The organism is Pseudomonas sp. R3-41, from assembly GCF_054161485.1.
Genome location: NZ_CP096421.1, coordinates 809361 through 831527, shown reverse-complemented (window position 1 = coordinate 831527; position 22167 = coordinate 809361). Strand labels below are relative to the sequence as shown.

Below are 22167 nucleotides of genomic sequence, written 5' to 3'. Positions count from 1 at the left end.
TGCGTATCGGCCAAGTTCCGGCCTACGCGTGGGCAGCTTGCGATGCATAAGGTAAACTGCCGCCTCTTTCTATACCTATAACGATTCGCCTGATGCCCACGACGTTTCAAGAGATCCCCCGCAAGCGCCCGACCACGCCCCTGCTGGACCGCGCCAACACGCCGGACGGCCTGCGTCGCCTGGGTGAAGCCGAGCTGGAAACCCTGGCCGATGAGTTGCGCCTGGAATTGCTCTATACGGTCGGCCAGACCGGTGGGCACTTCGGTGCAGGCCTGGGCGTCATCGAGCTGACGATCGCGCTGCATTACGTGTTCGACACCCCGGACGACCGGCTGGTGTGGGACGTCGGACACCAGGCCTACCCGCACAAGATCCTCACCGATCGTCGCGAGCGCATGGGCACGCTGCGCCAGAAGGATGGCATCGCCGCCTTCCCGCGTCGCTCCGAGAGCGAATACGACACCTTTGGCGTCGGCCACTCCAGTACGTCCATCAGCGCCGCCCTGGGCATGGCGATTGCCGCCCGCCTGCAAAACAGCGAGCGCAAGGCGATTGCCGTGATCGGCGACGGCGCACTGACCGCGGGCATGGCCTTCGAAGCGCTGAACCACGCGCCGGAAGTCGACGCCAACATGCTGGTGATCCTCAACGACAACGACATGTCGATCTCGCGCAACGTTGGCGGTTTGTCCAACTACCTGGCGAAGATCCTCTCCAGCCGCACCTACGCAAGCATGCGCGAAGGCAGCAAGAAGGTCTTGTCGCGCCTGCCCGGCGCCTGGGAAATCGCCCGCCGCACCGAAGAATATGCCAAGGGCATGCTGGTCCCCGGCACGCTGTTCGAAGAACTGGGCTGGAACTACATCGGCCCCATCGATGGCCATGACCTGCCTACCCTGATCGCCACCCTGCGCAACATGCGTGACCTCAAGGGCCCGCAGTTCCTGCACGTGGTCACCAAGAAAGGCAAAGGCTTCGCCCCGGCGGAAGTCGACCCGATTGGCTACCACGCCATCACCAAGCTCGAACCCCTGGACGGCCCGGCGGCCGCGCCGAAAAAAGCCGGCGGACCGAAATATTCCGGCGTCTTTGGCCAATGGCTGTGCGACATGGCCGCCGCCGACCCGCGCCTGGTGGGCATCACCCCGGCGATGAAGGAAGGCTCGGACCTGGTGGCCTTCAGCGAACGCTACCCGCAGCGCTATTTCGACGTGGCGATTGCCGAGCAGCACGCCGTGACCCTCGCCGCCGGCATGGCCTGTGAAGGCGCCAAGCCGGTGGTGGCGATCTACTCGACATTCCTGCAGCGGGCCTATGACCAATTGATCCATGACGTGGCGGTGCAGAACCTCGATGTGTTGTTCGCCATCGACCGCGCCGGCCTGGTGGGCGAAGACGGCCCGACTCATGCTGGCAGCTTCGACCTGTCGTTCCTGCGCTGCATCCCCGGCATGCTGGTGATGACCCCGAGCGATGAAAACGAGCTGCGCAAGATGCTCACCACCGGCCACCTGTTCAATGGCCCGGCGGCGGTGCGCTACCCGCGTGGCACCGGCCCGAACGCGACGATCTCGGCCGACCTCGAGCCCATCGAGATCGGCAAGGGCGTGATTCGCCGCCAGGGCAAGCAAACCGCCCTGCTGGTGTTCGGCGTGCAACTGGCCGAGGCCTTGAAAGTCGCCGAAAAACTCGATGCCACTGTGGTGGACATGCGTTTCGTCAAACCCCTGGACGAAACCCTGGTGCGCGAGATGGCCGGCAGCCATGAACTGCTGGTGACCGTCGAGGAGAACGCCATCATGGGCGGCGCCGGCGCAGCGGTCAGCGAGTTCCTGGCGCGGGAAAACATCCTCAAGTCGGTGCTGCACCTGGGCCTGCCCGATGTCTACGTCGAACACGCCAAGCCGGCGCAGATGCTGGCCGAATGCGGTTTGGACGAGGTTGGAATCGAAGCCGCGGTGCGGCTGCGGTTGCAGTTGTTAGGCTTGTAATTTTTCAAACAACGCAGAACCCTTGTGGGAGCGGGCTTGCTCGCGAATGCGGTGTATCAGTCGACATCGATATTGACTGATGCACCGCATTCGCGAGCAAGCCCGCTCCCACACTGGTTTTGTGTGGACCAAGAAATCACGGAACACCCATGAAACGCCGCCTCACCCTAGCCCTCGCCCTGCTCCCCATCCCCATCCCCAACCTGCTCGCCGACACCTTCGAACGCGACCAGGCCCTGAAGCTGCCCGACATCGTCATCAGCGCCAACCGCCAGGTCGAGGCCCGCAATGACAGCAGTGCCGCCAATACGATCTTCACCCGCGACGACATCAACCGCCTGCAACCGGCCAGCGTCACCGACCTGCTCAGCCGTGTGCCCGGCGTGCAAGTGGCGCCCCTGGGTGGGCGCGGCAGCCTGCCAGGGATTTACATTCGCGGCTCCAAATCAGCCCAGAGCCTGGTATTGGTGGATGGCCAGCGCATCGGCAACGCCACCTCCGGCGACAGCAACCTGCAACGCCTGAACATCAACCAGATCGAGCGCGTGGAAGTGCTGCGCGGTTCGCGCTCGGTGATCTACGGTGCCGATGCGGTGGGTGGGGTGATCCAGATTTTCACCCGGCGCGGCAACGAGCAAGGCCTGCAACCGCGCCTGCATGTGGGTGCCGGCAGCCAGCAGACCTGGGAGCGCAGTGTAGGCCTGTCCGGCGGCGATGAGCAGACCCGCTTCAACCTCGGCGCCAGCCTCGACGACAGCGTCGGCAGCAATCGGACCCACGAGTCCTACGCCAGCGACCGCGACAACGATGCCAATCGCAACCAGTCCTTCAGCCTGAGCCTGAGCCATGCCGCCAGCGATGACTTGGAAGTTGGCCTGAACCTGCTGGATAACCGCGGCAAGAGCGAATACGACAACCCGTTCGGCCGCTTCGACCCGGCCACCTTCGAATCCCTGCCCCAGCAACCCTATAGCGAGTTTGCGGTGAGCAGCTTCAGCACCTATATGGACGGCCGAATCAACGACAGCTGGAAGTCGCGCCTGGAACTGGGCCACAGCGAAAACCGCGAAAAAACCTTCGACAAGCTCAGCGACGTCCGCGAAGTCTTCAACACCTACCGCGACTCCGTGACCTGGCAGAACGATGTGACCCTGAACGCGCGCAACAGCCTGATCGTGGGTGGCGACTGGTATCAGGACCGGGTCAACAGCAGCACGCCGTTCGACGAAGACAGCCGTTGGAACCGCGCAGCGTTTATCCAGCACCGCTTCCAGGCCGAAAGCTTTTCGACAGAGCTGGGCCTGCGCCGCGACCAGAACCAGCAATTTGGTGGACAGAACAGTTGGAGCGGCACCCTGACCCTGCCGGTCAACCCGGACAACGACGTGCTGCTGACCTACAGCGAAAGCTTCCGCGCGCCGACCTTCAACGACCTGTACTACCCGGACTACAGCAACCCGGACCTGAAACCCGAGACAGCCAAGAGCTACGAACTGCAATGGCGCAGCCAACTGAGCGACAGCGCCCGCCTGGAAACCTCGCTGTACCGCACCGACCTGGAGGACGCGATCATCTTTGGCCGCGACTCCCGCCCGCAGAACGTCGCCTCGGCGCGGATCAACGGTTTCGAGATGGCCTACCTGCAGGATCTGTTCGGCTGGCAGGGCAATCTGGCCCTGGCCATCATCGACCCACGGGACCGCGACACCGGCCACACCCTCGCCCGCCGCGCCCGACGGACCTTGAGCCTGGACCTGGATCGGCAATTCGATCGGCTGGGCCTGGGTGCCACCTGGCAAGCGGTGAGCAGCAGTTACGACGACGAAGACAACCGCAACGTCCTGGGCGGCTATGCCCTGCTCGGGTTGCGCGGCAGTTGGGCGTTGACCCGGGAGGTGAAGCTGGAGATGAAGGTGGATAACCTGTTGGACAAAGGGTACAGCCGGGCGCTGTATAGCCATGAAGGTGGGCAGTATGGGTATCGGGAGGAAGGTCGGAGTTGGTTGTTTGGGGTGACTTGGACACCCTCTCTCTGATCCGCGATTTGTAGCGTTTGAGCGGACCTCTTCGCGAGCAAGCCCGCTCCCACAGTTGAAATGCATACCCCCTGTGGGAGCGAGCCTGCTCGCGATTGGGGGCGCCGCGGTCTACCTGTCCGGCGCAATCAACTCACACAACCGCGCCGTCGCCTCGATCATCTGCCCACTGGGCCGCTCCAGCCCCTTGTCATTGACCAGCAGCAATCGCCCCTGCGCCACCGGCCAGGTTTTCCAGGCATCGAGCTGCGCCTGTTCGGTGGCGAGGATGACCTGTGGATTGCGCTGCAGCACCGCCTCCACACTCACCTGCGGAGCCGGCACGCTCAGGTCGGCGAAGACGTTGCGCGCCCCGCACACCGCCAGCGCATCACTGATGATCTGCCCGCCACCGACGGTGTATAGCGGCCGGTCCCAGACTTGGTAGAACACCGGCAACGGCGGGTCCCGTCGATAGCGCTGGCGTAACCCCTCAAGACGCACGCGCAACTGCGCCGCCCGCTGCACGCCGCGCTCCGGACGACCGAGTTGCAAGGCAATGGTTTCGATTTGCGTGATGAGTTGGTCGAGGCTGCGAGGCTCGGCGATGTAGATGGGAATGCCCAGCGTTTTAAGCTGCTCGCGCTGGGCCGGGCCGACACTGCCGGGCCAGAGCAGGAGAAGATCGGGCTTGAGGCTGAGCAAGCGCTCCATGTCCAGTTGCCCGTAACGGCCCACCGAGGGCACTGCCTTGAGCACCGGCGGACGATCACCGCCATCCAGCACGCCCACCAACAGGTCGGCGGAATCCAGCTCAACGACGATTTCCGACAGCGACGGCGCGAGACTGACGACCCGCGAGGCCGCCATCGTCGAGGCGCTGACGGCCAGCAGCAAGACCGCCAGCCAGCGGCTCATCAGCCGAGTTGACGCGGGATGCGGTACAAGTAGAACAACACGGCGGTCGACAAGGCCAGCAGCATCAACGGCACCGCTTCCAGCCCAACGAACACCGCCAGGGCGCCAATCCAGGCCGGCAACCCGGCCACCAGCAAAGCGGCGCGGCGACGGGCCGCCAAATCAATCCAGGCCTGGGGTTCTTCGGGCGTGTCGAGGGCTTTCTGGGTGGCGATCAAGGCCTGTTTATACGGCCCGAAGAAGCGCAGGCTGACAAACATCGACGCCACGCCGGCAATGAACAGCGGCATCGCCAGCACCGGCAGAATCGCTTCGCCCTGGCCGAACACCGCGTTGATCACAAACAAGGGCAGCAAGGCCAGGGCCAGGTATTGCCACCAACTGACCGACAGCCGCCGCCGAACCTGACCGCGCGTCACGCCCGATCAACCTCGCCCTGGTGCTCGTTGCCCATCATGTGGTCGAGCTTGCTGGCCTTGGTCGCCAGGTAGAGTTTGTTGTGGGGGTTGTGACCGGTGTGCAGCGGCACACGCTCGGCCACCACGATGCCCATGTCGGTCAACGCCTTGACCTTGCGCGGGTTGTTGGTCATCAAGCGCAGCGACTTCACGCCCAGGTGCTCCAGCATTGGCAGGCAAATGCTGTAGTCACGCAGGTCGGCGGCAAAGCCCAGGCGTTCGTTGGCTTCCACGGTATCGGCGCCGCCGTCTTGCAGCTCATAGGCGCGGATCTTGTTCAACAGGCCAATGCCACGGCCTTCCTGGCGCAGGTACAGCAACACGCCACGGCCTTCGCGGGCGATGGCCTGCAGCGCGGCCTCGAGTTGCGAACCGCAATCGCAGCGCTGGCTGAACAATGCATCGCCCGTCAGGCATTCGGAATGCAAGCGGCCCAACACCGGAGAACCGTCGGCGAAATCACCCAGGCTCAACACAACGTGCTCGCGGCCGGTGGCTTCATCGAGAAAACCATGCATGGTGAATTGCGCAAAGGGCGTTGGCAGCTTGGAAGCGGCAACAAAAACGACAGGCACCGGTGTGCTCCTGATCTAGTACTGGAGATTCGCAGAGGCGGGCATTGTAACAGCACGATCCGGCAGACGCTTAGGCTGAATTATCGGCCATCACTATCGAAAAGTTTGATCAAGGCTTCGGTGGCTGGCCGTGCTCGTCAAAAGGATAGGGTTGCTTCCAGCGTTCGAAAATCGGTTTCAACTGGCCGGTTTTCACCAGCACTTCCATCCGCCGATCGAACAGTTCGCTCAGTGCCTTCCCCTTGGCGTTGTTGGCAAAGCCCAGATACAGTGGCAAATTGATCAACGGCGAGAGTTTGAACTGCTTCGGGTTCTCGGCCTTGGCGAGCACATCCTGGATTTCCATCAACGCATCGATATAAAAATCGGCACGATCATGGACCAGCATCGGCAAGATGCCCACGGCGCGGTGGATTTCATTGAAGCGTCGGATATTGGGCAGGTAGTTGTTGTATTCGTACCCTCGCATCCACACCAGCCGGTAATTGCCTACCGTCGCCAGCGTGGGGGACGGCTTGGAGGCGAGCCCCAGGGCATAGATGTGATCGACGTCATAGTGCCACTTCGGGTACAGCACACCTTCGGACTCATCCCGATAGGCGCCGACCTGCACCTCGACCTCACCGCGCTGCACCAACCCGATCGAGCGGGTGTAAGGCACGCTGCGGATCTCCAGCTTGACGCCTTCGGGCTCGAACACCGCGCGCAAGATGTCCCAACCCATGCCCTGGCCATCGGCCTGGGTGTAATCGGCCCATTCCTCGCTGGCCGCACGGATCTTGTCGGGCAATGGCGCCGACTGGGCCGCCCCCGCTCCCACACAGGCTCCCAAACACAGCAACAGCAGTAGTGCGCGGCTTACGCCCATGCCTGGCTCCTTCAGGTGAAACACCACACCAATCCTTGCATTGCCAGCCAGGCGAACACCCCGGCCAGTACATCGTCGAGCATGATCCCGACACCTCCGTGCACATGTCGGTCGATCCAGCGGATCGGCCACGGCTTGAGGATATCGAAGAAACGGAACACCAGAAATCCCGTCAGCAACCAGTACCAGCCTTCCGGTACCAGCCACAAGGTGATCCACATGCCGACCATTTCGTCCCAGACGATCCCTTCATGGTCGTGCACCCGCAGGTCGTCCGCCACTTTGCCACACAGCCAGAAGCCAAACAGCATGGTGATGCCCAGCATCAACCAGTAGCCCCAGTCCGGCAACATCTGCCACAACGGTATGAAGGGTAGCGCAACCAGCGAGCCCCAGGTGCCCGGCGCTTTGGGTAAAGTGCCCGAACCGAAGCCAAACGCCAGGAAATGCCAGGGATTGCGCCAGACCGAAGGCGGAACGAACTCTGCCGGGACCTGGTTGGGATGATCTGTCACGGTGTCTCCCGAAAATGTTGATAGCCCCGTGTTTGCGGGGTGATGTCGTGTCCGACGTCGTCGACCAGCGTGACGCCCTGCCCGGCCAGTACGCTGCCGATCACGTGGATCGGCCCGCCTTCGGCCTGCAACGCCGGCCATCGGCTCGGTGGCACGGCGAACAACAGCACGTAATCGTCACCGCCGCTCAGGGCGGCCTGCTCAGCATCCGCCCGGCCAAAAAACGCTAGCAGAGCGTTGGACAGCGGCAGTCGGTCCCGTTCCACCTGCAAGGCCACCCCGGATGCGAGGGCGATATGCCCGCAATCGGCCAGCAAGCCATCGGAAATATCCATCGCCGCGCTGGCCTTGCCCCGCAACGCCAGGCCCAAGGCGATCTGTGGTCGCGGTGACCAATAATGAGCCAGCAGCGGCTCGGCGATGGCGGGCTCGGCGTGACGCTGGCCGAGCACCAACGGCAATGCGCCGGCGGCATTGCCCAACTCGCCGCCGACGCACAGCAGGTCGCCGGGCTGCGCGCCGCCGCGGGTCAAGGCCTGGCTGCCAGGCACATGGCCGAACACTGTCATGGTCAGGCTCAGCGGCCCGCGTGTGGTGTCGCCTCCCACCAGCGCCACGCCACAGGCCTGGGCCATCAGGTTCAAACCGCGGGCATAGGCTTGCAGCCAATCGGTGGTCACCGTCGGCAGGGTCAAGGCAAGGGTAAAGGCGAAGGGCTTGGCGCCCATGGCGGCCAGGTCACTGACCGCCACGGCCAGCGAGCGCTGGCCGAGCAGGAACGGATCGCAAGGGTCTGGAAAGTGTACGCCGGCCACAAGCGTGTCGGTGGACACCGCCAGCTGTTCCCCGGGAGGAACGGCCAGCAGGGCGCAGTCGTCGCCGATCCCCAGCGCAACGCCCTCGCCGCCCTGCGCACAAGGCGCGGCGGCGAAGTAGTTACGGATCAGCTCGAACTCACCCATTAAGTGTCCTGTCTCACCCATGCTGTTCTTTTATCGGCGCCCGTTGGCGCCATACTGCGTTGCCGCTCCTCGCCATAGCGGGCTATGACTCGTCGCGGCGCCTTGTCTGGCACCAACAGTCACTCGACAAAAAACGAACGCATGGGCGAGACAGGACACCGCTGCAAGCACCAATCAGCGCTTGAACGCCTTCACTTCGGCTTCACGCAGGCGTGGGGCGAGCTTGTCGAGCACACCGTTGACGAACTTATGACCATCGGTGGAACCGAAGACTTTCGCCAGCTCGATCCCTTCGTTGATCACCACGCGGTACGGCACGTCGACGCGCTGCATCAGTTCCCAGGTGGACAGGCGCAACACCGCCAACTCAACCGGGTCCAGCTCGTCGATCGTCAGGTCCAGGCAAGGTGCCAGGGCGATGTCGATCTCGGTCTTGTGAGCCGGCACGCCATGCAGGATCTCGCGGAAATAAGCACCGTCGACATCACTGAAATCGTTATCGACTCGAAATTGCGCCTCGATCTCGTTCAGCGATTGCTTGGCCATGTGCCATTGGTACAGCGCTTGCGTCGCGAGCTGACGGGCTTCACGGCGCTTGACGCTTTTCGACGGCTTGCCGGCATCCGCAGGCTTTGGATCGCGCGGGTTGAAACGATCGCTTTCGTCGCTAATCACTTGGCCTCCAACTGCGCCAGCAGACTGACCATTTCCAGGGCGGACAGGGCAGCTTCGGCACCTTTGTTACCGGCCTTGGTGCCGGAACGTTCGATGGCTTGCTCGATGGAATCAACGGTCAGCACGCCGAAAGCGACCGGCACGCCGAACTCCATGGACACCTGGGCCAGGCCCTTGGTGCATTCGCCAGCCACGTATTCGAAGTGCGGAGTACCGCCACGAATGACCGCGCCCAAGGCGATGATCGCCGCATATTCGCCCTTTTGAGCGACTTTCTGCGCAACCAGCGGAATTTCGAAGGCGCCAGGGGCGCGGATGATAGTGATGTCGCTTTCGCTCACGCCATGGCGAACCAGGGCATCGACCGCACCGCCCACCAGGCTCTCGACCACGAAACTGTTGAAACGGCCCACTACCAGAGCGTAGCGGCCTTTGGGGGCGATGAAGGTACCTTCGATGGTCTTCAGGGTCATTCGTCAGATCTCTTAAAGAGCCAGAGCGCGTTCTATAACACGCTCCTCAGTGATATTAGCCACGAATACAGGGCTGTGGATCCCGCCATCTCGTTCACTTGCACATCCTCTGTGGCGAGGGAGCTTGCTCCCGCTGGGCTGCGTAGCGGCCCTTTTTGGTGGGCGCTGCGCACCCAAGCGGGAGCAAGCTCCCTCGCCACAATGAATCCAACAAGCCTTAACGATAATGCCGCAATCCCCGGGCCATTATTCAGAGGGCACGTATTCTACAACTTCCAGATCGAAACCGGATATCGCATTAAATTTCATCGGTGCGCTCATCAAGCGCATTTTACGCACGCCCAGGTCCCGAAGGATCTGCGAACCGGCACCGACGATGCTGTAGGTGGTCGGTTTTTTCGGCGCCGCCTGGTCGGCGGTTTCGCGGATGTGCGCCAGCAGCACGTCACCATCGAGCGGGTGACCGAGCAACAACACCACGCCGCTGCCGGCCTCGGCCACGGCGGCCATGGCGGCCCGCAGGCTCCAGCGGCCGGGTTGCTTGACCATCAGCAGGTCGCGCAGCGGGTCCATGTTGTGCACACGCACCAGGGTCGGTTCTTCGGCGCATACGGTGCCCAGGGTCAGCGCCATGTGCACGTCACCTTCCACCGAGTCGCGGTAGGTCACCAGGTTGAACTGGCCCAGTTCGCTGTCCAGTGGCTGCTCGGCAATCCGCTGAACGGTACGTTCGTGGATCATCCGGTAGTGGATCAGGTCGGCGATGGTGCCGATCTTGATGTTGTGTTCGGCGGCGAAGGTTTCCAGTTCCGCGCGACGGGACATGGTGCCGTCGTCGTTCATCACTTCGCAGATCACGCCGCTGGGTTCGAAACCGGCCATGCGCGCCAGGTCGCACGCCGCTTCGGTGTGGCCGGCGCGGGCCAGGGTGCCGCCGGCCTGGGCCATCAGCGGGAAGATATGGCCGGGGCTGACGATGTCTTCGGCCTTGGCGTCCCGGGCGGCAGCGGCCTGTACGGTGCGCGCGCGGTCAGCGGCGGAGATCCCGGTGGTTACGCCCTCGGCGGCCTCGATGGACACGGTGAACTTGGTGCCGAAGCCCGAGCCGTTGCGCGGCGCCATCAGCGGCAGCTTCAACAGCTCGCAGCGCTCGCGGGTCATCGGCATGCAGATCAGCCCACGGGCATGCTTGGCCATGAAGTTGATGTGTTCGGCCTTGCAGCATTCGGCGGCCATGATCAGGTCGCCTTCGTTCTCGCGGTCTTCGTCATCCATGAGGATGACCATCTTGCCTTGGCGGATGTCTTCAACCAGTTCTTCGATGCTATTGAGCGCCACGCGGCACCCCCTTGGGTCAGGATTTGAGGTAGCCGTTGGCGGCCAGAAAACTTTCAGTGATGTTACCGGCTGCAGGCGTTGCGGCCTTGTCGCCCAGCAGCAGGCGCTCGAGGTAACGGGCCAGCAAGTCGACTTCCAGGTTGACCCGGCGACCTGGCCGGTACGAAGCCATGATGGTTTCGCTCAGGGTGTGGGGAATGATCGTCAGCAGGAATTCGGCGCCGTCCACCGCGTTGACCGTCAGGCTGGTGCCGTCGACGGTGATCGAGCCTTTATGGGCGATGTACTTGGCCAGTTCCTTCGGGGCGCGGATGCGAAACTCCACGGCCCGGGCGTTATCCGTGCGCGAGACCACTTCGCCGACGCCGTCCACGTGGCCGCTGACCAGGTGCCCACCCAGGCGAGTGGTGGGGGTCAAGGCTTTTTCCAGGTTGACCGGGCTGCCGCTCTTGAGGTCGTTCATGGCCGTGCAGTCGAGGGTTTCGCGGCTGACGTCCGCCAGGAAACCGTTGCCCGGCAATTCGACAGCGGTCAGGCACACGCCGTTTACCGCGATGCTGTCGCCCAGCTTGACGTCGCTCAGGTCGAGCTTGCCGGTTTCGACATGGACCCGCACATCGCCGCCCTTGGGGGTGAGTGCACGGATGCTGCCGATGGATTCGATGATGCCGGTAAACATGGAGTCCTCCTCGAGAACGGGCCGCCGCTTGAGCGAAAGCCGGGAATTATACGCTGGCCGGTGGAACGGGAATGGCGATGACTCGCCAGTCATCGCCCACGGCGCGGATTTCGGTGATTTTCAGCGCCGGGGCGTCTTTCATCTGCGCCAGCGGCCAGTCCAGCAGTGGCCGCGCCGAAGAGCCGAGGAATTTGCCGGCGATGAAAATCTGGAACTCATCCACCAACCCCTGCCGGGCGAAAGCCCCCGCCAGGCGCGGACCGGCCTCCACCAGCACCTCATTGACGCCACGGCCCGCCAGCTCCACCAGCAGGCGATGCAGATCGACCTGGCCGTCATCGCCGGCCACGATCATGCATTCGGGACCGTTGGCGTATTGTTCTTCCACCGCCATGCAGGTAGCGACCAGCGCCGGGCCGGCCTTGAAAAACGCCGCATCCAGCGGCACCCGCAGGCGCCCGTCCACCAGCACCCGCAGCGGCGGGCGGCTCATGACCAACGCGGTCTGCTCGGCATCGAGCCCCAGTTCATCGGCGCGCACGGTCAACCGGGCGTTGTCCGCCAGCACCGTGTCGGCGCCGGTCAACACCACGCTGGCCTGGGCGCGCAGGCGTTGCACCGCCGAGCGTGCGGCCGGGCCGGTGATCCACTGGCTTTCGCCGCTTTCCATGGCGGTGCGGCCATCAAGGCTCATGGCCAGCTTGACCCGCACGAACGGCAGGCCCTGCTCCATGCGCTTGAGGAAACCTTCGTTGAGCGTGCGCGCTTCGCCTTCCAGCACGCCGCTTTGCGTGGCGATGCCGGCCTGGGCCAGGCGCTGCAGGCCGCGACCGGCGACTTCCGGGTTGGGGTCCTGCATCGCTGCCACCACCCGCGCCACGCCGGCATTGACCAACGCATCGGCACAAGGCGGCGTACGCCCGTGATGGCTGCACGGTTCGAGGGTCACGTAGACCGTGGCGCCCCTGGCATTATTGCCGGCGGCGCGCAGGGCATGGACTTCGGCATGGGGCTCGCCGGTGCGGATGTGCCAGCCTTCGCCGACAACCTGCCCGTCCCGCACGATCACGCAACCGACCCGGGGATTGGGGTGGGTGGTGTAGTGACCGCGCCGCGCCAACTCCAGGGCACGGGCCATGTAATGGGCGTCGAGGACGGCCTGCTGCGCCGAGGCGGTCATTGTTTCACCGGTTCGCGGGCTAGGCGGTCGATTTCTTCGCGGAACTCGTTCAGGTCCTGGAAGCGTCGGTATACCGAGGCGAAACGGATGTAGGCGACTTCGTCGAGCTTCTGCAGCTCGGCCATCACCAGCTCTCCGACCACCAGGGACTTGACCTCGCGCTCGCCGGTGGCCCGCAGCTTGTGCTTGATGTGCACCAGCGCCGCTTCCAGGCGCTCGACGCTCACCGGACGTTTTTCCAGGGCGCGCTGCATGCCGGCGCGCAGTTTTTCTTCGTCGAACGGCTGGCGGCTGCCGTCGGTTTTGATCAGGCGCGGCAACACCAGTTCAGCGGTCTCGAACGTCGTGAAACGTTCGCCGCAAGCCAGGCATTCGCGGCGGCGGCGGACTTGTTCGCCCTCGGCGACCAGTCGCGAGTCGATGACCTTGGTGTCGTTGGCACCGCAGAAGGGACAGTGCATGGTGGCAGGCAACAAAAAAAGGGAGGGCCATGGTAGCGCATCCCACTGGCAAGACAAGCCATAGGGTTTACGGTATACAGACGGGCTTACCGTCAGATCCATGGAATTCACCTTGCTGGAGCCACACATGCCGCTACGATCGCTCGTTTTGCTCAGTTTTTTCAGCCTGCTGATGGCGTGCAGCAGCGATGCCCCAAAGCCCGCCGCTCCCGCTCCGGCCCCCGCGCCGAAACAGGCCCAGGAAAAGGCCCGGCAAGCCACCGAGCTGGGGCCGCTGCCGGCGCATCAACGTGAGTTGAGCGGCACCTTGCAAGGCGTGCCGGCCGGTGCCGAGGTCGAATTGGCGTTGCTGGTGATCGACGAGAAAGACCGTCCTCAGCAATTGCTCGCCAGTTCCAGCCTGATCGGCACCAATCAGGCCCTGCCCTTCCGCCTGCGCTTCAACCCGCAAGCCTTCCCGGTCGGCGCCCGCGTGGAACTGCGTGGCCGCGCCAGCCAGTCCGGCCAGTTGATCCTGCACTTACCGGAGCAACGCATCAGTCAACCGACTACCCAGGCGTTGGGCACCCTGCAATTCGTCAAAGCCCCATGAGTGCACCGCAAGACTTGCAACGGGCGTTGAGTGAATTGCTGGGCGACGCGCGCCTGGTGGCTTGTCCGCTACCCGGCACTGATTTGAAGTTGTGGCTGATCGACGGCGACAACATGGACCGCGCCTTCAGCCCGGAAGAAACCCGGCGCATCCTCCACGAGCCGCCCTATTGGAGTTTCTGCTGGGCCAGCGGCCTGGCGATGGCCCGCTACCTGGCCGAACAGCCGCGGTGGGTAGAGGGCAAGCGGGTGCTGGATTTTGGCGCCGGCTCCGGCGTGGCGGGGATCGCGGCGGTCAAGGCCGGGGCCCTGGAAGTGGTGGCCTGCGACCTGGACCCATTGGCGATTGCCGCGTGCCAGGCCAATGCCGCGCTCAACGGTGTGGCGCTGGGTTATTCGACGGATTTTTTCGCCGAGGCTGATCGCTTCGACCTGATCCTGGTCGCCGACGTGCTCTACGACCGGGCCAACCTGCCGCTGCTCGATCAATTCCTCAGCCGTGGCCGTGAGGCGTTGGTGGCCGATTCCCGGGTGCGGGATTTCCAGCATCCGCTGTACCGGCGTATCGAAATGCTCCAGGCCATGACCCTGCCGGACCTGGCCGAGCCGGAGGAGTTTCGGCATGTGAGCCTGTACCACGCTCGGCGCGGCTAAAAGCTTCGCGAGCAAGCCCGCTCCCACAGGGGTCGCATGAACACTTGGGATCCATTGTAGGAGCGGGCTTGCTCGCGAAGGCGTCCTACCAGACACCACAAGACGAAAGTCCTCGCCGCTTTCAGCCACCCCCCACCAAGCCGTATAGTTGCCCCATTCAAGCGCTCTACGAGATTGCCCATGACTCAGGAAACGCCCTACATCTTCGACGCCACCACGGCCGATTTCGATCAGTCGGTGATCGCCAACTCTTTCCACAAACCGGTGCTGGTGGACTTCTGGGCCGAGTGGTGCGCGCCGTGCAAGGCGCTGATGCCGATGCTGCAAAGCATTGCCGAGAGCTATCAGGGCGAACTGCTGCTGGCGAAGGTCAACTGCGACATCGAGCAGGACATTGTCGCCCGTTTCGGCATTCGCAGCCTGCCGACCGTGGTGTTGTTCAAGGACGGCCAGCCGGTTGACGGCTTTGCCGGTGCCCAGCCGGAATCGGCGGTGCGGACGATGCTCGAACCCCATGTGCAAATGCCGCCGCCGGCCGCGGCCGATCCGTTCGAACAGGCCCAGGCGCTGTTCGACGACGGTCGTTTCGCCGATGCCGAAGCCGTGCTCACGGTATTGCTGGGTGAAGACAACACCAACGCCAAGGCCCTGATCCTGTACGCCCGCTGCCTGACCGAGCGCGGCGAGCTGGACGAAGCGCAGACGGTACTCGACGCGGTGAAAAGCGACGAGCACAAGGCCGCCCTCGCCGGTGCCAAGGCGCAGATCCAGTTCCTCGGCTTGGCCAAGCACTTGCCGGACGCCGCCGACCTCAAGGCCCGCCTGGCGAAAGACCCGCAGGACGATGAAGCGGTGTACCAACTGGCGATCCAGCAACTGGCGCGCCAGCAGTACGAAGCGGCCCTCGATGCGCTGCTCAAGCTGTTCGTGCGCAACCGCGGCTACAGCGAAGGCCTGCCCCACAAGACCTTGCTGCAAGTGTTCGAACTGCTGGGCAACGACCATCCGCTGGTGACGACCTATCGCCGCAAGCTGTTCGCCGCGCTTTACTGACCGACCCAACTGTAGAGCGGTGTATCCGCACCGCTCAGCACCTTGACCTCGGCGCTATGGCGCAAGCGCACCAACAGGCGCTTGCCCGCCGAGGCGCTGCCGGTCAGGCCTTCGAGCTGTTCCAGCAGGTCCGGGCCGCTCAGTTGTCCGGCCTTGCGCAGCAGTTCCTTGGCGATCTGCCATTGGCCATCATCTTGATTCGCCGGTTTGGCCGCAGGCGTCACTACGCTCTCGGACTTGGCCACTTGCAACTGCGCGCCGAGCTGCGCCCAATCGCCTTCATCCATTTCAATCGTCAAGTCCACCGGCCATTCGCCGACGGTTCCGCGTATCCGCAACATCACCGTGCTCCTGAATATTTCATGTACGCATGCTCCCATGGCCCTTGCGCGACGCCAAGCAGCCGGTCAAACTCTGCGCACTTTCGTTATAAGATTACATAACCTTTTCGGAGACTCGTCATGCGTCGTCTGCTTCTCGCTTTGCCGTTCGCCCTGCTGCCATTGGCTGTCGCTCACGCGGCGGTGGAGCATGACCACGATCATGATCACGAACATGGCAGCCTCGGCGCCCATGAACACGGCGTTGCTCGACTGAACGCCGCCCTGGATGGCCAGACCCTGGAACTGGAGCTGGAAAGCCCGGCGATGAACCTGGTGGGCTTCGAACACGCCGCCACCAACGATGCCGACAAAGCCAAGGTCGCCACCGTACGGGCGCAGTTGGACAAGCCGCTGGCGCTGTTCAACCTGCCGGCCGCCGCCACGTGCACCGTGGCCCAGCAGGAACTGGAAAGCCCGTTGTTTGGCGATGAACCGGACCACGATCACGACCATGACGAGGACGCTGATGGCGACGAGCACCACGGCGAGCACAGCGAGATCCATGCCCACTACCAGTTCACCTGCGCTGCCCCTGGCGCCTTGAAGAACCTGGACCTGGCCACACTGTTCAAAACCTTCCCGGCCACTCAGAAAATTCAGGTACAACTGATCGGCCCGAGCGGCCAGAAAGGTGTGGAAGTGACGGCCAAGGCGCCAGCCCTGAAATTCTGATTCACCGCAAAACCCAAATGTGGGAGCAAGCCTGGTGGGAGCAAAGCTTGCTCGCGATAGCAGTCCAACCGTCAGCTACCCAGTTGAATGTGATGGCCTCATCGCGAGCAAGCTCGGCTCCCACAGGTCTTCCACAGGTTCCACTTTGAAGCGACAAACATGACCCAAGCACTCATCGAACTGTCCGACCTGGGCTTCAGTTGGCCCGGGCATCCGCCTTTGCTGGATATCCCGGCGTTTCGCCTGGAAGCCGGCGAAACCTTGTTTCTCAAGGGCCCGAGCGGCAGCGGCAAGACCACGTTGCTAGGGCTTCTGGGCGGGGTGCAGACGCCGGATCGCGGCAGCATCCGCCTGCTCGGCCAGGAACTCAGCGAACTGGGCGCCGGCCGCCGCGACCGCTTTCGCGTGGACCACACCGGCTACATTTTCCAGCAATTCAACCTGCTGCCGTTTCTCTCGGTGCGCGAAAACGTCGAACTGCCCTGCCATTTCTCCAAGCTGCGTGCGCAACGGGCCATCCAGCGCCACGGCAGTGTCGATCAAGCCGCCGCCACGCTGCTGGCCCACCTGGGCTTGACCGATGCGAAGCTGTTGGAGCGCCGCGCCGACTCGCTGTCCATCGGCCAGCAACAACGGGTCGCCGCGGCTCGGGCGCTGATTGGCCAACCGGAACTGGTGATCGCCGACGAACCAACCTCGGCCTTGGACTACGACGCTCGGGAAAACTTCCTGCGGCTGTTGTTCGCTGAATGCCGCGAGGCCGGCTCGAGCCTGTTGTTCGTCAGCCACGACCAGAGCCTGGCACCGCTGTTCGACCGCCACCTCTCGCTGGCCGATCTCAATCGCGCCGCCACGCCACTCGAGGTTTGAGATGTATTTGTTCCGTCTAGCCATGGCCAGCCTGGCGAACCGCCACTTCACCGCGATCCTCACCGCGTTCGCCATCGCCCTGTCGGTGTGCCTGCTGCTGGCGGTGGAACGGGTGCGCACCGAGGCGCGGGCCAGTTTCGCCAGCACCATCAGCGGCACCGACCTGATCGTCGGCGCCCGCTCCGGCTCCGTGAACCTGTTGCTGTACTCGGTGTTTCGCATCGGCAACGCCACCAACAACATTCGCTGGGACAGCTTCGAGCAGTTCGCCAACAACCCGAAAGTGAAGTGGGCGATCCCCATGTCCCTCGGCGACTCCCATCGCGGCTACCGGGTGATGGGCACCACCGAGGCCTACTTCGAGCATTACCAGTACGGCCGCCGGCAACACCTGGAACTGGCCGATGGCCGGGCGTTCGCCACCGATCCGTTCGAAGTGGTGCTCGGCGCCGAAGTCGCCGAAGCGCTGCATTACAAGCTCGGTGACATACTGGTGCTGGCCCACGGCGTGGCGGCGATCAGCTTGGTCAAGCATGACGACAAGCCCTTCACTGTGGTCGGGATTCTCAAGCGCACCGGCACCCCGGTAGACCGCACGCTGCACATCAGCCTCGGCGGCATGGAAGCGATCCACGTTGATTGGAAGAACGGTGTGCCGGCCCAGGGCAACGGACGCATCAGCGCCGACCAGGCCCGCAACATGGACCTCACGCCCCAGGCGATCACCGCGTTCATGCTTGGCCTCAACAGCAAGATTTCGACCTTTGCCTTGCAACGCGAGATCAACGAGTTCCGTGGCGAACCGCTGCTGGCGATCCTGCCCGGCGTAGCCCTACAGGAATTGTGGAGCCTGATGGGTACGGCGGAGAAAGCCCTGTTCGTGATTTCGCTGTTCGTGGTCCTGACCGGGTTGATCGGCATGCTCACGGCAATCCTCACCAGCCTCAACGAACGTCGCCGGGAAATGGCGATCCTGCGTTCGGTGGGCGCGCGGCCGTGGCACATCGCGACGCTGCTTGTGCTCGAAGCCTTTGCCCTGGCATTGGCCGGGGTCACCGCCGGGCTGGCACTGCTGTACATCGGCATCGCCGCCGCCCAGGGTTACGTGCAGTCGGCCTACGGTTTGTACCTGCCGCTGGGCTGGCCGAGCGAATATGAATGGACGCTGCTGGCTGGCATCCTGGTCGCCGCCCTGCTGATGGGCAGCGTGCCGGCCTGGCGCGCCTATCGCCAATCGTTGGCCGACGGCCTGTCGATCCGTCTATGAGGACCTTGAAAATGCCCCGCGCCCTGCTAGCGCTGTTGATGATGGTCACCCTGCCGTTGTGGGCGGCCGAGCCGAGGGACCTGGCCTGGTCGGAAATGATCCCGCCGGACGCACCGCCGGAAGTGCCGAACATGACGCCGCTGCATGACCTGTCGAAGATGAGTGATGCGTTGGCCGCCGAAGCCGCGCCCGCGGCCAAGCAGGACCTGCCCAACGCCCCGGTGGTCAAGGCCCTCGACGGCCAGCAGATTCGCTTGCCGGGCTACATCGTGCCGCTGGAAGTCAGCGAGGAAGGCCGCACCACGGATTTCCTGCTGGTGCCATATTTCGGCGCCTGCATCCATGTGCCGCCACCGCCGTCGAACCAGATCGTGCATGTGAAAAGCGAAGTCGGGGTCAAGCTCGATGAGCTGTACCAACCGTACTGGGTCGAGGGGCCGATGCAGGTCAAGCCGTCCACCAGTGAACTGGCCGATGCCGGGTATCAGATGGAGGCTGAGAAGATTTATGTGTATGAGCTGCCGGATTGAATCCGGTGGTGATGGGTTGTTGATGAGATAGCTATCGCGAGCAAGCCCGCTCCCACAGGTGATCGGGTTTCTTCAGAAGGAATGCGGTCAACTGTGGGAGCGGGCTTGCTCGCGAAAGGGCCCTCGAAATTGACTCATCATCATTTCATTGAGCTGAGTCAATTAAACACCCCCTGACTCATTGAGCTGTGTCAAAAGACCGGGCCAGACGGCTTCGTACCATGGGACATCAAATTTCGATGCCCTTTGGAGCCCCCATGAACAAGTCCTTGCTCAGCGCGTCCCTCGTTGCCCTCGCCCTCGCGGCCCCGCTCGCCCAGGCCCATACCGCCGGCGACATCATCGTTCGCGCCGGTGCGATCACCGTCAACCCGGACGCCGACAGCTCCAGCGTCAAGGTCGACCGTGGCCCCCTGGCCGGCGCCGACCTGGGTGGCAAGGCGACCATGAGCAGCGACACGCAACTGGGCCTGAACTTCGCCTACATGATCACCAACAACCTGGGCATCGAACTGCTGGCGGCCTCGCCGTTCGAGCACGACGTAAAGCTCAAAGGCACCGCCCTGGGCGCGGCCAATGGCAAGCTCGGCACTCTCAAGCACTTGCCGCCGACCCTGAGCCTGGTCTACTACCCGCTCGACGCCAAGTCGGCCTTCCAGCCTTACGTCGGCGCGGGCATCAACTACACCTGGATCTATGACGAACACGTCGGCAGCGACGCCAGCGCCAACGGTTTCAGCAACTTTCGCGCAAGCAACAGCTGGGGCATGGCGTGGCAAGTCGGTGCCGACTACATGTTGACCGACAACATCATGATCAACGGCCAGATCCGCTACATCGACATCGACACCACCGCCTATGTGGACAACAACGCCGTGGCCGGCGGCACCCGGGCCAAGGTGGACGTCGATGTGGATCCGTTCGTCTACATGGTGGGGTTGGGCTACAAGTTCTAAGCCCCTACGCAATGGTGAGATGACTACACACCCTGTGGCGAGGGAGCTTGCTCCCGCTGGGCTGCGAAGCAGACCCAAAGAATGTGCGACCGCTTCGCGCTCGAGCGGGAGCAAGCTCCCTCGCCACAGGTTTCACTTGCCACAACAGTGATGCATGACTCACAAAAAAGGCGCCCCAGAAGGCGCCTTTTTGTGACCATGAAACTCAGCGCCCCAACAACCGCGCCAGGCCTACGCTCATCGGTGTCTGCTGTGGGAAGTTGAAGCGCTGCAACAGCCGATGGTTGTCCGCCCGGGAATGGCGGATGTCGCCGGAGCGCGCCGGGCCGTAGCTGATCGGCGGCAGGTCGCCCACCACGGCGGCCAGGGCCTGGAGCATCTGCTTGAGGGTCGTGGCCTGGTTCCAGCCGACGTTCACCGCGCCCACTTCCACCTCGGGCTTCTCGATGGCCTGCACCAGCAAGTCCACCAGATCTTCCACATAGACAAAGTCCCGGGTCTGCTCGCCGTCGCCAAACACGGTGATTGGCAGGCCTTTCTGCGCCCGTTCGCTGAAGATGCTGATGACGCCCGAATATGGCGAGGACGGATCCTGGCGCGGGCCGTAGATGTTGAAGAAGCGGAACACCACCGGCTCCAGGTCGTGCTGGCGGCGATAGAAGTCGAAGTAGAACTCGCTGGCCAGTTTGTCCGAGGCATAGGGTGTGAGCGGGGCCTTGGGGGTGTCTTCGTCGATGGGCTCGCCTTCGCCGTTGTTGCCATAGACCGCCGCGCTGGAGGCGAACAGCACGCGTTTCACCCCGCTCTGGCGCATGGCTTCGCAGACATTCAAGGTGCCGATGAAATTGCTCTGGTGGGTGCGCACCGGGTCATCCACCGAGGCTTGCACCGAAGCCACCGCCGCCAGGTGCGCCACGGCGCTGCAACCGGCCATGGCCCGGGCCACCAGCGCGGCATCGGCGACGTCGCCTTCGATCAGTTCGACCGCCGGGTTGTCCAGCGGCAGGTTGCTGCGCTTGCCAGTGGACAGATCATCGAGGATCCGCACCGCATGCCCCTTGGCGAGCAAGGCGTCGGTCAGGTGCGAACCAATGAAACCCGCACCGCCGGTGATTAAAACAGGGCCTTCAGCCATGGCGATAAAACCTATCCAGTAAGCCCGGGAGGGCCGCGCGCCAGGCGCGGGGCTTGATCCCGAAAGTGTGCAGAATTTTCTTGCAGGCCAGCACCGCATGCTGCGGTTCTTCCGCGGCGTCCGGCCTAGCGGCGTGGGCCTGGGGGGTGGGCGACTCGATGGCCAGCGGATGCAGGGCGCGGGCTTCGGTGAGGATCGCCTGGCCCAGCGCCAGCGGCGTGGTCGCCTCGTGCCCGGCGTAATGATAGGTGCCCCACAGCGGCGCCGCGCAATCGAGCTGCTTGAGCACCGAAATGATCACCCGCGCCGCATCGTCCACCGGCGTCGGGTTGCCGCGACGGTCGTCCGCCAGCAACAGCTCTTCGGGCTGTTCGGCCCGGGCCAGGAAACGGCCGAGGATACCGTCGGCGCTGTCATCCAGCAGCCAGCCGAAGCGCAGCAGTACGTGTTGCGGGCAGGTGGCGCGCACGCTTTGCTCGATCCGCCACAATGCCTGGCCACGCACGCCCAAGGGCACCGGCTCGTCCTTTTCGCTGTAGGCCGTGGCGCGGGAGCCATCGAACACGCGATAGCTGGACGGTTGCAACAAGACGATGTTGTGGTGCTGGCACAGCTCGGCCAGGCGCTCGACAGCGCGCTCCTGGCTGGCCAGGCGCTGCTCGCTGACGGCCTCGGCCTGGAACCAGTCGAAGTAGTACGCCAGGTTGATCAAGGCGTCCGGACGGGTATCGTCGAGCAGTTGCGTCAGGCTCGCGGCATCCCAGCCGTCTTCGGGCGGGCGGGGGGCAAGAAAACCGATGTCTTCTTCTGCACCGAGGCGAATCAGCGCCTGCCCAAGGGCATTTCCGCCGCCCAGTAACATAAGGCGCATTCGCATAAAGTCAGCAGGCCCAGTCTATTGGCACAAGAATTTGGTCGATAACGCCCGCAGGCGTTGTCGGAATCGTT

25 protein-coding genes are annotated in these 22167 nt (G+C 63.6%); 10 read left to right on the top strand and 15 right to left on the bottom strand.

The window, feature by feature from the left end:
* Positions 1 to 92: 92 nt before the first annotated feature.
* Both dxs and M1D99_RS03785 read left to right on the top strand, forming a co-directional pair.
* Positions 93 to 1991 carry a 1-deoxy-D-xylulose-5-phosphate synthase gene (gene dxs, locus M1D99_RS03790; RefSeq protein WP_458131389.1) on the top strand — a complete coding sequence of 633 codons (1899 nt, stop codon included), beginning with the start codon at positions 93 to 95 and terminating at the stop codon, positions 1989 to 1991.
* Between the two features lie 149 nt (positions 1992 to 2140).
* On the top strand, positions 2141 to 4027 hold the full coding sequence (locus tag M1D99_RS03785; RefSeq protein ID WP_458131388.1) for a TonB-dependent receptor domain-containing protein: 1887 nt from the start codon (positions 2141 to 2143) through the stop codon (positions 4025 to 4027).
* 111 nt (positions 4028 to 4138) lie between these two features.
* Here M1D99_RS03785 and M1D99_RS03780 read toward each other — a convergent pair whose 3' ends face one another.
* The 12 genes from M1D99_RS03780 to nrdR form a co-directional block, all read right to left on the bottom strand.
* The gene (locus tag M1D99_RS03780) at positions 4139 to 4924 is read right to left on the bottom strand and encodes a cobalamin-binding protein (protein WP_458131387.1); all 786 of its coding nucleotides are present in this window, start codon (positions 4922 to 4924) and stop codon (positions 4139 to 4141) included.
* Positions 4924 to 5343 carry an MFS transporter gene (locus tag M1D99_RS03775; RefSeq protein ID WP_458131386.1) on the bottom strand — a complete coding sequence of 140 codons (420 nt, stop codon included), beginning with the start codon at positions 5341 to 5343 and terminating at the stop codon, positions 4924 to 4926. The genes M1D99_RS03780 and M1D99_RS03775 overlap by 1 nt, the downstream gene beginning before the upstream one ends.
* Positions 5340 to 5957, bottom strand: a complete 618-nt coding sequence (gene ribA, locus M1D99_RS03770; RefSeq protein ID WP_014340439.1) for a GTP cyclohydrolase II — start codon at positions 5955 to 5957, stop codon at positions 5340 to 5342. The genes M1D99_RS03775 and ribA overlap by 4 nt, the downstream gene beginning before the upstream one ends.
* 109 nt (positions 5958 to 6066) lie before the next feature.
* Positions 6067 to 6825 carry a substrate-binding periplasmic protein gene (locus M1D99_RS03765; RefSeq protein WP_186707681.1) on the bottom strand — a complete coding sequence of 253 codons (759 nt, stop codon included), beginning with the start codon at positions 6823 to 6825 and terminating at the stop codon, positions 6067 to 6069.
* Between the two features lie 11 nt (positions 6826 to 6836).
* The gene (locus M1D99_RS03760; RefSeq protein ID WP_053125805.1) at positions 6837 to 7340 is read right to left on the bottom strand and encodes a phosphatidylglycerophosphatase A family protein; all 504 of its coding nucleotides are present in this window, start codon (positions 7338 to 7340) and stop codon (positions 6837 to 6839) included.
* Entirely contained in the window at positions 7337 to 8302 is a 966-nt protein-coding gene (thiL, locus tag M1D99_RS03755; protein ID WP_186729646.1) for a thiamine-phosphate kinase, read from the bottom strand. Before thiL ends, M1D99_RS03760 begins: the two co-directional genes overlap by 4 nt.
* Before the next feature lie 174 nt (positions 8303 to 8476).
* Positions 8477 to 8977: a transcription antitermination factor NusB gene (gene nusB / locus M1D99_RS03750; protein WP_186707683.1), complete on the bottom strand. Its 501-nt coding sequence runs from the start codon at positions 8975 to 8977 to the stop codon at positions 8477 to 8479.
* Entirely contained in the window at positions 8974 to 9450 is a 477-nt protein-coding gene (gene ribH, locus M1D99_RS03745) for a 6,7-dimethyl-8-ribityllumazine synthase (protein ID WP_003206025.1), read from the bottom strand. Before ribH ends, nusB begins: the two co-directional genes overlap by 4 nt.
* A gap of 246 nt (positions 9451 to 9696) precedes the next feature.
* A complete protein-coding gene (ribBA, locus tag M1D99_RS03740) occupies positions 9697 to 10788 on the bottom strand; it encodes a bifunctional 3,4-dihydroxy-2-butanone-4-phosphate synthase/GTP cyclohydrolase II (RefSeq protein ID WP_053125811.1) in 1092 nt (363 codons plus the stop codon).
* A gap of 16 nt (positions 10789 to 10804) precedes the next feature.
* Positions 10805 to 11467, bottom strand: coding sequence for a riboflavin synthase (locus M1D99_RS03735; protein ID WP_186729645.1), 663 nt, complete (start codon positions 11465 to 11467; stop codon positions 10805 to 10807).
* A gap of 46 nt (positions 11468 to 11513) precedes the next feature.
* Positions 11514 to 12647: a bifunctional diaminohydroxyphosphoribosylaminopyrimidine deaminase/5-amino-6-(5-phosphoribosylamino)uracil reductase RibD gene (gene ribD, locus M1D99_RS03730; RefSeq protein ID WP_434574048.1), complete on the bottom strand. Its 1134-nt coding sequence runs from the start codon at positions 12645 to 12647 to the stop codon at positions 11514 to 11516.
* Entirely contained in the window at positions 12644 to 13108 is a 465-nt protein-coding gene (nrdR, locus tag M1D99_RS03725) for a transcriptional regulator NrdR (protein ID WP_163006734.1), read from the bottom strand. The genes ribD and nrdR overlap by 4 nt, the downstream gene beginning before the upstream one ends.
* 127 nt (positions 13109 to 13235) lie before the next feature.
* Here nrdR and M1D99_RS03720 point away from each other — a divergent pair, with 127 nt between their 5' ends.
* The 3 genes from M1D99_RS03720 (at position 13236) to trxA (ending at position 15406) form a co-directional block, all read left to right on the top strand.
* A complete protein-coding gene (locus tag M1D99_RS03720) occupies positions 13236 to 13700 on the top strand; it encodes a YbaY family lipoprotein (protein WP_186707686.1) in 465 nt (154 codons plus the stop codon).
* On the top strand, positions 13697 to 14353 hold the full coding sequence (locus M1D99_RS03715; RefSeq protein ID WP_458131385.1) for a class I SAM-dependent methyltransferase: 657 nt from the start codon (positions 13697 to 13699) through the stop codon (positions 14351 to 14353). Before M1D99_RS03720 ends, M1D99_RS03715 begins: the two co-directional genes overlap by 4 nt.
* A gap of 180 nt (positions 14354 to 14533) precedes the next feature.
* Positions 14534 to 15406, top strand: a complete 873-nt coding sequence (trxA, locus tag M1D99_RS03710; protein ID WP_186707688.1) for a thioredoxin — start codon at positions 14534 to 14536, stop codon at positions 15404 to 15406.
* Here the strand turns inward: trxA and M1D99_RS03705 are convergent.
* Entirely contained in the window at positions 15400 to 15747 is a 348-nt protein-coding gene (locus M1D99_RS03705; RefSeq protein ID WP_458131384.1) for a hypothetical protein, read from the bottom strand. The genes trxA and M1D99_RS03705 overlap by 7 nt on opposite strands.
* Positions 15748 to 15867: 120 nt before the next feature.
* Between M1D99_RS03705 and M1D99_RS03700 the strand changes: the two genes are divergently transcribed.
* From M1D99_RS03700 to M1D99_RS03680, 5 genes are all read left to right on the top strand, one after another.
* On the top strand, positions 15868 to 16461 hold the full coding sequence (locus tag M1D99_RS03700; RefSeq protein ID WP_458131383.1) for a DUF2796 domain-containing protein: 594 nt from the start codon (positions 15868 to 15870) through the stop codon (positions 16459 to 16461).
* A gap of 159 nt (positions 16462 to 16620) precedes the next feature.
* Entirely contained in the window at positions 16621 to 17331 is a 711-nt protein-coding gene (locus M1D99_RS03695) for an ABC transporter ATP-binding protein (RefSeq protein WP_186707691.1), read from the top strand.
* A gap of 1 nt (position 17332) precedes the next feature.
* Positions 17333 to 18598 carry an ABC transporter permease gene (locus M1D99_RS03690; protein WP_458131382.1) on the top strand — a complete coding sequence of 422 codons (1266 nt, stop codon included), beginning with the start codon at positions 17333 to 17335 and terminating at the stop codon, positions 18596 to 18598.
* An 11-nt stretch (positions 18599 to 18609) separates the two neighbouring features.
* The gene (locus M1D99_RS03685) at positions 18610 to 19128 is read left to right on the top strand and encodes a DUF3299 domain-containing protein (RefSeq protein WP_434574042.1); all 519 of its coding nucleotides are present in this window, start codon (positions 18610 to 18612) and stop codon (positions 19126 to 19128) included.
* Positions 19129 to 19385: 257 nt separating this feature from the next.
* Positions 19386 to 20084: an OmpW/AlkL family protein gene (locus tag M1D99_RS03680; RefSeq protein WP_186707695.1), complete on the top strand. Its 699-nt coding sequence runs from the start codon at positions 19386 to 19388 to the stop codon at positions 20082 to 20084.
* Between the two features lie 205 nt (positions 20085 to 20289).
* On the opposite strand, the gene M1D99_RS03675 is transcribed toward M1D99_RS03680, so the two are convergent.
* Both M1D99_RS03675 and M1D99_RS03670 read right to left on the bottom strand, forming a co-directional pair.
* Entirely contained in the window at positions 20290 to 21219 is a 930-nt protein-coding gene (locus M1D99_RS03675) for an NAD-dependent epimerase/dehydratase family protein (protein WP_186707697.1), read from the bottom strand.
* Positions 21212 to 22096: a sugar nucleotide-binding protein gene (locus M1D99_RS03670; RefSeq protein ID WP_053188636.1), complete on the bottom strand. Its 885-nt coding sequence runs from the start codon at positions 22094 to 22096 to the stop codon at positions 21212 to 21214. Before M1D99_RS03670 ends, M1D99_RS03675 begins: the two co-directional genes overlap by 8 nt.
* Positions 22097 to 22167 lie beyond the last annotated feature (71 nt).